The 8,962-nt window shown below is 73.0% G+C and carries 10 protein-coding genes; 4 read left to right on the top strand and 6 right to left on the bottom strand.

Annotation, left to right across the window (positions count from 1 at the left end; genetic code table 11):
* Positions 1–125: 125 nt before the first annotated feature.
* Together ABZ312_RS09030 and ABZ312_RS09025 are read right to left on the bottom strand one after the other, a co-directional pair.
* Positions 126–497, bottom strand: a complete 372-nt coding sequence (locus tag ABZ312_RS09030) for a peptidase inhibitor family I36 protein (protein ID WP_500322092.1) — start codon at positions 495–497, stop codon at positions 126–128.
* 103 nt (positions 498–600) lie between these two features.
* Positions 601–2,202: an MFS transporter gene (locus ABZ312_RS09025; RefSeq protein WP_500358894.1), complete on the bottom strand. Its 1,602-nt coding sequence runs from the start codon at positions 2,200–2,202 to the stop codon at positions 601–603.
* Between the two features lie 107 nt (positions 2,203–2,309).
* On the opposite strand from ABZ312_RS09025, the gene ABZ312_RS09020 reads away from it, so the two are divergent.
* From ABZ312_RS09020 to ABZ312_RS09010, 3 genes are read left to right on the top strand one after another with little or no spacing between them, the layout of a single operon-like run.
* Positions 2,310–2,993 (top strand): TetR/AcrR family transcriptional regulator, encoded by a 684-nt coding sequence (locus ABZ312_RS09020; RefSeq protein WP_500322090.1) that lies wholly within the window; start codon positions 2,310–2,312, stop codon positions 2,991–2,993.
* 53 nt (positions 2,994–3,046) lie between these two features.
* A complete protein-coding gene (locus ABZ312_RS09015; protein ID WP_500322089.1) occupies positions 3,047–4,243 on the top strand; it encodes an alpha/beta hydrolase in 1,197 nt (398 codons plus the stop codon).
* Between the two features lie 54 nt (positions 4,244–4,297).
* On the top strand, positions 4,298–5,086 hold the full coding sequence (locus ABZ312_RS09010; protein ID WP_500322088.1) for a DUF4429 domain-containing protein: 789 nt from the start codon (positions 4,298–4,300) through the stop codon (positions 5,084–5,086).
* On the opposite strand, the gene ABZ312_RS09005 is transcribed toward ABZ312_RS09010, so the two are convergent.
* Positions 5,047–6,066: an aldo/keto reductase gene (locus ABZ312_RS09005; protein WP_500436911.1), complete on the bottom strand. Its 1,020-nt coding sequence runs from the start codon at positions 6,064–6,066 to the stop codon at positions 5,047–5,049. The two genes, ABZ312_RS09010 and ABZ312_RS09005, sit on opposite strands and share 40 nt — an antisense overlap.
* Before the next feature lie 5 nt (positions 6,067–6,071).
* Positions 6,072–6,533, bottom strand: a complete 462-nt coding sequence (locus tag ABZ312_RS09000; RefSeq protein ID WP_500322087.1) for a MerR family transcriptional regulator — start codon at positions 6,531–6,533, stop codon at positions 6,072–6,074.
* Between the two features lie 61 nt (positions 6,534–6,594).
* On the opposite strand from ABZ312_RS09000, the gene ABZ312_RS08995 reads away from it, so the two are divergent.
* The gene (locus ABZ312_RS08995; protein ID WP_500436907.1) at positions 6,595–7,413 is read left to right on the top strand and encodes a serine hydrolase domain-containing protein; all 819 of its coding nucleotides are present in this window, start codon (positions 6,595–6,597) and stop codon (positions 7,411–7,413) included.
* On the opposite strand, the gene ABZ312_RS08990 is transcribed toward ABZ312_RS08995, so the two are convergent.
* Together ABZ312_RS08990 and ABZ312_RS08985 are read right to left on the bottom strand one after the other, a co-directional pair.
* Positions 7,385–8,107: a cache domain-containing protein gene (locus ABZ312_RS08990; RefSeq protein WP_500322084.1), complete on the bottom strand. Its 723-nt coding sequence runs from the start codon at positions 8,105–8,107 to the stop codon at positions 7,385–7,387. The genes ABZ312_RS08995 and ABZ312_RS08990 overlap by 29 nt on opposite strands.
* Before the next feature lie 46 nt (positions 8,108–8,153).
* On the bottom strand, positions 8,154–8,900 hold the full coding sequence (locus ABZ312_RS08985) for a FadR/GntR family transcriptional regulator (protein WP_500322083.1): 747 nt from the start codon (positions 8,898–8,900) through the stop codon (positions 8,154–8,156).
* Positions 8,901–8,962: the final 62 nt, after the last annotated feature.

Raw genomic sequence — 8,962 nt, 5'->3', positions numbered from 1 at the left:
GTCAACCGGACCCGCAAGCTCGTGACGACCTACCAGAGCGCCGAGTGCTCCACCGAGGGCGACTTCGTGACGTTCCCGTCCGGCACCGGGGCCCCTGGCCTTTCCCGGCTCCCCGCGGGCTCGTGTCACTGGTCGACGATCTGGAAGGCGCGGACCGTGTGCCGGGACTCCGGGACCCAGGTGCCGGACGGGAACGTCACGAAGTCGCCCTCGGTGGAGCACTCGGCGCTCTGGTAGGTCGTCACGAGCTTGCGGGTCCGGTTGACGAACGACTTCGCGGACGTCCCGGGCGGCAGCGGCACGCAGGAGTTGACGTCGGTGTCGGCGAGCTCGTGGACCAGGCGCGCCCCGCGGTAGTCCGGTCTGCTCCACAGGCACAGCTCCCCGGGGTCGCAGCCACCCGCGGGGGCGGCCGTCGCGTGCGGGGCCGGGGCGGCCAGGGCCGCGGCGGCCACGACGGCCGTGGTCAGGACTAGGGTCAGGGCTGCGCTGCGCATGTGGATCACTCCCCGTGGTGGTCGGAGCTCCACGGTGAACGGCGAGGCCCGGGGCCGCCAAGGGCCCCGGGCCTCGTTCACCCGGATAGGGAATCGTCCGGCGTCAGATGTGCACCCCGCCGCCGGCGGCGTCCGCGTTGACGCCGCGCTTGGTCAGGAAGGCGATACCCGCCGCGAAGGCCGCCACGATGCCGGCGACGGTGAAGGCCAGCCCCATCCCCGAGAGGAAGGTCTCGTTGGTGATCTTCGTGATCACCGCGACGATCTCGGCCGGGGTGTCCTTGGCGACCGGCGGCACACCGACCACGACCGCGTCGGCGGCCTGCGCGGCCTGCTCGCCCTTGAGCGGGGGCAGTCCGGCCGCGGCCCACTTCTGGGGCAGCAGGCCGTCCACACGGGACGCCATGACCGTACCGAGGACGGCGGTGCCCAGACTGCCGCCGACCTGCATCGCGGAGCCCTGGAGGCCGCCGGCCACGCCGGACAGCTCCAGCGGCGCGTTGCCGACGATGACGTCGGTGGCGCCGACCATCACCGGGGCCAGGCCGAGGCCCAGCAGCCCGAACCACACGGACATGACCAGGGTGCCGGAGTCCGCCTCCAGGCCGGTCATCCCGAACATCGCGACCGCCGTGCACACCATGCCGCCGACCAGCGGCACCCGCGGGCCGAACTTGGTGATCAGTGCGCCGGCGACCGGCGAACTGACGATCATCATCGCGGTGAGCGGCAGCAGGTGGACACCGCACTCCACCGCCGACATCCCGTGCACGTTCTGCAGGTAGAAGGTGACGAAGAACAGGCCGCCCAGGAAGGCGAAGGCCATCAGCACCATCAGCGCAGTACCCGCGGACAGCGGCACCGAGCGGAACATCCGCAGCGGGATCAGCGGCTCGGAGGCCTTGGTCTCCCAGAACGCGAACAGGACGAACAGCAGCACCGAGCCGACCAGGAAGCCCAGGGTGAGCGGGTCGCCCCAGCCCCACTCCGGAGCCTTGATCAGGCCCCACACCAGGCCGAACATCGCACCGGAGAGCGCCACGATGCCGGGGATGTCGAAGGACCGCGGCGCGTTCTCGGCCCGTACGTCCTTCAGGATGACCAGGCCCAGGACCAGCGCGACCAGACCCACGGGCACGTTGATGAAGAAGACCGACTCCCAGCTGACGTGCTCGACCAGCAGACCGCCCGCGATCGGCCCGGCGGCGGTGGAGGCACCGATGACCATGCCCCAGATGCCGATGGCCATGTTGAGCTTCTCGGCCGGGAAGGTGGCGCGCAGCAGGCCCAGTGCGGCGGGCTGGAGCAGCGCGCCGAACACGCCCTGCAGGACGCGGAGCGCGATCACCATGCCGACGCCGCTGGACACGCCGATCAGGCCGGAGGTGACGGCGAAGCCCGCGAGGCCGACGAGGAAGGTCTGCCGGTGCCCGAACCGGTCGCCGAGCTTGCCCGCGGTGATCAGCGAGACCGCCAGGGCCAGCATGTAGCCGGTGGTGATCCACTGGATCTGCTCGCGGGAGGCACCGAGGTCGGCCTGGATGGCCGGGTTGGCGACGGCGACGATCGTGCCGTCCAGGGCCACCACCATGACGCCGATGGCGACCGAGAACAGGGTCAGCCAGGGGTGGCCGCGCAGGGGCTTCTTGGAAGGCGCCGGTATCGAGTCCGGGCCCTTGTCGGTGACGACGGAGGCTTGGGTCATGGGCAAGAGATTATGTCAGCCCCTGACATTTGACCAAAGCAGTCATCCGTCGGTAACTGTCAGGAGGGCACGCAAGTATCGTGGTGCCCCCTGGAGGTGGACGGCAGATGAAGCACGCGATGCGCGCGACGCCCGTGTGCGGACTGCGCGAGCGCAAGAAGCAGCGGACGCGCGACGCGCTCATACGGGCCGCGATCGAACTGTTCGTCCTCAAGGGGTACGAGCGCACGACCGTCGACGAGATCGCCGCCGAGGTGGAGGTCTCGCAGCGCACCTTCTTCCGCTACTTCGCCGGCAAGGAGGAGGTCGCGCTGGCGCTGGAGGACAGCGTCGAGGAGGCCTTCGTCACCGCGGTGGCCGAGCGGCCGGCCGGCGAACCGCCCTTCGTGGCGCTGCGCGCGGCGCTGGACGATTCCTGGCACAGCATCAGCGCCGTCATCGCCGCCGTCGTGCCGCTGTCCACGTACATGGCGATGTACCGGGTGATCGAGTCCACGCCGCCGCTGCTGTCCGCCCAGATGCGCCACTCGGCGCTCGTCGAGGAACGGCTCGCCTCGGTCATCGCCGCCCGCGAGGGCCTGGACCCTGCGGACCCGCGACCGCGGGTCCTGGTGGCGGCCGTCGGCGGGGTCATCCGGGTGGCCCAGCGGCTGTGGGGCGACGGTGACGAGACCAGCGTGGAGTCCATCCGCCGGATCACCGAGGAACACCTTGACCTGCTGGTCCCGGTCCTGGCACAGCCGTGGGCCGAACACCAGGGTGTGTCCGGAATCTCCTTGTTTCAAACGTGACTTGGGTCACGGGGTGCGCAGGGGATCTCCGGCGTCTCCTAGGGTGTCCCCCAGTGAACCTCGTCGACGAGCGCTTCAGCTCCCCCTCCCTGCGCGCCCTCCTGGCCCTGGCCGTGGTCTTCGTCATGCTGGCGACCACCGGCTGGACCGCGCTGCGCCACCACAAGGGCGGCGGGGACGCGCTGGCGGTGGCCACGGCCGCGTGGCGGCACGGCTCGGTGGGCGGGCGTCCGCTCCCCGACCCCCAGGCGGCCCCCGGCGTCATCGCGCGCTTCTTCGCCTCGGTCGGGCCGGACGGGGCCAAGCGGCTCGCCGTCCGCTACCCGCTCGTCGTCGGCAACCTCAACGGCGCCCCGATCGCCCTGCGTTACCAGGCCAACCGGCGCTCGCTCGGCACGGCCCGCGCCCAGGAGACCGCCCGCTCGCACAGCTCCCTGCTGACCGCCGAGGGCCGCCAGGACGCCGCGCAGCGCGCCGAGCGGTACGCCTCCCTGCTCGACGGCGGCCGGCAGATCCTCGCCTTCGACCCCACCGGCCGCGGCCGGGCCGCCGAGGTCTTCGGCGACCTCGGCACCGCCGAACGGGTGTCGCTCGTCGTGCCCGGGGTCGACACCGACGTGCTCTCCTTCGAACGCGAGGACGATCCGACGCGCGCCCCCGTCGGCATGGCCCACTCGCTGTACGCGGCCGAGCACGCCGCCGCCCCGCACACGCGCACGGCCGTCGTCGCCTGGGCCGACTACACCACCCCGCAGGGCGTCGGCCTGGACGCCTCCACCGGGGAACTGGCGGAGCAGGGCGCCGTCCGGCTGGCCGCGCTGGTACGGGCGCTGCCGGCGCGCGGCAGCGTCTCGCTGTTCTGCCACTCCTACGGCTCGGTGCTGTGCGGTGTCGCCGCCCCCGACCTGCCGTCCGGCCGGGTCTCCGACATCACCGTCTTCGGCAGCCCCGGCATGCGGGTGGACAAGGCGGCCGACCTCGGCACGGCCGCCCGGGTGTGGGCCACCCGCGACAGCACCGACTGGATCGGCGACGTGCCGCACATGGAGTTCGCCGGGCTCGGCCACGGTGCCGACCCCGTCTCCCGGTCCTTCGGCGCCCGCGTGGTGACCTCCGAGGACGCCGAGGGACACGCGGGCTACTTCCGCTCCGGCACCGACAGCCTCGCCAACTTCACCAGCATCGCCCTCGGCCGCTACCCGGACGTCCGGTGCGCCGACGGCAGCCGGTGCACGGCGGACGTGGCCTAGTCCGGCCGCGCCCGGCCGGTTCCCGAAACGGCGACGCGGCCTACGATGACCCGTATGGGTGACGTATTGGCCGGATCCAACGCCGTATGGGAGTTCGATGCCGATGCGGTGCTCATCCGTTACGAGCGGGGGATGCGCAACTCGAAGCTGCTGCAGACCCTGGGGCGGCGGCGTGTCCCCTACGAGGCCCTCGCGGGCGTCGAACTGGTCCCGGGGCGGCGCGGTGCCATCGCGCTGCGCATGCTCCCGCGGCGGGGCGCCGATCCGCTGATGGAGGCCGCGAAGGGCCAGCTCAAGGAGACCGCCGACCCCTACCGCCTGGTGCTGCCCGCCGAGCGGGAACTGCTCGCCGAGTACTACGCCGGAGAACTGCTGTCCGCGATCGCGACGGCCGGCGGCGGCGCGGACGCGGAACCGGCCCCGCGCCACCTGGTGGACGTGCCGTCCGCGCCCCTGTCCTTCAAGGCGTATGACGGCAAGGCCTCCTTCGACGGCGGGACGGTGTCCTTCCGCTGGTTCTGGACGGGCGCCTCGACGGCCAAGTGGAAGGCCGGCGACCAGCACTTCCCGGTCGACGGGCTGTCCGGGGTCGACTGGCGCTCCCCCGAGATGCTCGGCGGCCACCTGCGGCTGCTGCCGCGCGACGCCGACGGCCACCGCTCCGGCAACCCCGACGACGACCCCGCGACCGTCGTGTTCGGCCTCGGGTACGGCCTCGTCCACGAGTCGCTGCCGCTGGCGGCGGCGGTCCTCGCGGCGGTCCAGCGGGCCGCGCGGACGCGACCCGCCCTGGACCGGGACGGCTACTCGCGCGCCGCCGACGTGGACGACATGTCCGGGTAGCGGTCCCCCGCGACCTGCCCGGCGATCGGTTCCAGCCATCCCAGCTCGGTCCCGTCCAGCACGATCCGGGTGGCGGCGGTGTTCTCCCGCAGGCGCTCGGCCTTGCGGGTGCCCGGGATCGGCACCACGGTCAGCCCGTGGACCTGCGCCCGCTGCTGCACCCACGCGAGGGCGATCTGGGCGGGCGTGGCGCCGTGCGCCCTCGCGACCTTGCGGAGCGGCTCCAGCAGGTCGAGGTTGCGCTTGGCGTTCTCCCCGCTGAAGCGGGGCTGGTGCCGGCGGAAGTCGTCCGCCGACAGTTCGGAGGCGTCCTGGAAGGATCCGGTCAGGAAGCCCCGGCCCAGCGGGGAGTACGGCACGAGCGCCACCCCCAGCTCGGCGGCGGCACCGGTCAGCGAGACCTCCACGTCCCGGCTGAACAGCGACCACTCCGACTGCACGGCCGTGATCGGGTGCACGGCGTGCGCCTCGCGCAGCTCGGCCCCGGTCACCTCGGACAGGCCCAGGTGCCTGACCTTGCCCGCCCGCACCAGCTCGGCCATCGCCCCGACGGACTCGGCGAGCGGCACGGCGGGGTCGCGGCGGTGCATGTAGTACAGGTCGATGACGTCCACGCCGAGGCGGCGCAGGCTGCCGTCGACGGCCTCCCGGATGTAGTCGGGGTCGTTGCGCACCCCGCGGAACCGCAGGTCGTCGGCCTTCCGCGCTATGCCGAACTTGGTGGCGAGGGTGATCTCGTCCCGGTGCGCGCGGACGAAGGGGGCGAGGTACTCCTCGTTGGCGCCCAGGCCGTACACGTCGGCGGTGTCGAAGAGCGTGACCCCGAGGTCCAGCGCCGCGTCGAGGGTGGCACGGGCGGCGGCCTCGTCGGTGGGGCCGTAGAACTCGCTCATGCCCATGCAGCCCAGGCCCTGCACGCCGACCAGGGGGCCGTCGGTGCCAAGCGTGACCTTGGCGATCGGTTCGTTGTTGTCGCTCATGCCGTTCATGCCCTCTCCGACGCCCGGCGGGCGTCAGCGTAGGTGTCGATCTTGTGGTCGAGGACCGCGAGGGTGTCCTGCAGCTCGGCGATCCGCCGCAGCACGTCGCGCCGGGTCGACTCCAGCAGCTCCTGGCGCTGGGGGAAGGTGTGCTCCCCCAGCCGCACCAGCTCGGCGTAGCGGACCATGTCCGCGACCGGCATCCCGGTCAGCCGCAGCTTGCCGACGAAGCCCAGCCAGTCGAGGTCGCGGTTGGTGAAGCGGCGCTGCCCGGTGTGGGAGCGGTCGACGTGCGGCATCAGCCCGATCCGCTCGTACCAGCGCAGGGTGTGCGCGCTCAGCCCGGTGAAGGCCGCCACCTCGCTGATCGTGTAGCGGTCCCGGCCGTCCGGGAGGGGGTGCCGCGCCTCGTCGGCGCAGCTGCGTACGCTGCCGGGCTTGCTCTTGGCCACCTGCGTCACGGTCATGGGTTCCACGCTAAAACCCTGGAGTGCACTCCAGGCAAGGCCATTCGTTAGGCTCACGCCCATGCGGAGCCTGAACAGCCTGAGCGCGATCGAGAACTGGCCTGTCCCGACGGCCGCGGCGGCGGTCGTCCGCCGCGACGGCACGGTCCTGGGAGCGTACGGCGAGACCGGGCGGCGCTTCCGGCTGGCCTCGGTGACCAAGCCGCTGTCGGCCTACGCGGCGCTGGTCGCGGTCGAGGAGGGCGCGGTCGAGCTGGACGAACCGGCCGGCCCCGAGGGCTCGACCGTACGGCACCTGCTCGCCCACGCCTCCGGCCTCGCCTTCGACGAGCACCGGGTGATGGCGGCCCCCGGCACGCGGCGGATCTACTCCAACGCGGGCTTCGACGCGCTGGCGGACCACATCGCCAAGGCCACCGAGATCCCCTTCGCCGAGTACCTGCGGCAGGCGGTGCTGGAGCCGCTCGGCATGCACGCCACCGACTGCCCGGGCTCGGCCGGCGCGGGCGCCGTCTCCACCGTCGACGACCTGGTCCGCTTCGCCGCCGAGCTGCAGGCACCGCGGCTGCTGGCCCCGGGGACCGTCGCCGCGGCGACCTCCGTCGCCTTCCCCGGCCTCAAGGGCGTGCTGCCCGGCTACGGCGGCCAGAACCCCAACGACTGGGGCCTGGGCTTCGAGATCCGGGACCACAAGTCCCCGCACTGGACGGGCGCCTCGTCCTCCCCGCGCACCTTCGGCCACTTCGGCCAGTCCGGCACCTTCCTGTGGGTCGACCCCGACGCCGGCGCCGCCTGCGTGGTCCTGACGGACCGTGACTTCGGCGAGTGGGCCCTGCCGTTGTGGCCGGCGCTCACGGAGGCGGTGCTGGCAGAGCTGTGACCAGCGTCAGCGGGATCGGTCCGCAGGACCGTCCGCTGACGCTGCGCAGGAGCGAGCCGGCCAGGTGCCGGGGGTCGGTGGAGGCGGCGACCCGGCCGCGGGCGTTGACCAGGGCGGCCGGGGCGGGCAGGCGGCGCAGCAGGGGCAGCACGGCGGCCTCGAAGTGGCGCAGGTAGACGTCCGCGGCGGCGACGCCGAGGAAGCGGCCGCCGTGCTGGACCGGCACCGACAGGGTGAGGCTGTACTCGTCGGAGCACAGGTAGTCCACGTACGGTCCGGCCACGGCGCGTTCGCCGGTGGCGCGGGGCAGGGCGAACCAGTCCCAGTGGGTGTAGTCGGAGTAGGCCGAGGTGCCCGGGTCGAGGTCGGGCAGGAGCGGCCGCAGCCCGTCCTCCCCGTGGTTCTGCCACCACTCCAGCCAGGCCGGTACGTCGCCGAGCAGCCCGGGTTCCGCGATGAAGCCGATGCCGGAGATCAGGTCGTGCCGGCGCCGCAGCCGCTCGTGCAGCAGCGGGCGCAGGGCTGCGAGGTCGGCGGTGGTCGGGGCCCGGCCGGCGGCACGGACCGCGGCGATGGCGGTGGTGCGCTCGGCGACCTGGGCGACGGCGGCGAAGACGTCCTCCAGGGTGCCGCGGACCCGGTCCACGACGTCGGCGACGACGCTGTCGACCAAGGCGGTTGAGCTGACGGCCACGGCGGCTGCCTCCGGTGCGGGAGGACGGGTGGTGCGGACGCCCGGGTCAGCCGGTGACGGTCAGACGCAGTCCGATCAGACGCCCCATCGCGTCCTGCACCCGCCGTTCGGCCAGGGACCGGGCCAGCTCCGCGTCGCCGTCGCGCACGGCGCGGAGCAGCGCGCGGTGCAGCTCGACGACCGCCGCGCGGGCGTCGTCCTCCCCGAGTGCGAGACAGATTAGCGCTCCGATCTCCGCCTGGATACGGATCTCCTCCTTGGTGAGACGGGCCGACTGGGCGGCCGCGGCGAGCTCCACGTGGAGCCTGCCGTAGACGCGGCCGCGGGCGGCGAGGTCGTCGGCGGCCTCGAACTCCTCCAGGGAGCGTTCCAACGGGGCGAGGTCCGCGGGCTCGGTGCGCCGGGCGGCCAGCCGGGCGGCGGTGCCGGCGACGGCGGCCCAGTGGTCGGCGAGGTCGCGCAGTTCCTCGGTGCTCCAGTCGGCCAGCCGGTGGCCGAGCCGGGCGGTGCGCGGCTGGTCGGGGGCGGTGACGAAGCTGCCGCCGCCGCGGCCGCGGCGGGTGGTGACCAGTCCCTGCTGGCGCAGGGCCATGAGGGCCTCGCGCAAGGTCACGGTGGAGACACCGAGGCGGGTGGCGAGCTCGCTCTCACCGGGGAGCTGCTCGCCGTCGGCGAGCAGGCCCAGTTCGATGGCGTCCGCGAGGCGCCGTACGACCGCGTCGACCCGGGCGAGGTTGCCGACCGGCGCGAAGACGGCGTGCAGTGCGCCATTCGAAAGTTTGCTCACCCGCACACCTTCTCACTTGGGGAAAGTTTTACCCCGGCCAGGCCTTGTCCTCTGAAATATAACTTCAT

Origin of the sequence: Streptomyces sp. NPDC006207, from assembly GCF_040613835.1 — a bacterium.
In the GTDB taxonomy this organism is placed as follows: domain Bacteria; phylum Actinomycetota; class Actinomycetes; order Streptomycetales; family Streptomycetaceae; genus Actinacidiphila.
Note: the sequence above shows the minus strand (reverse complement) of the source record. Positions and strands in the feature narration are given on the sequence as shown.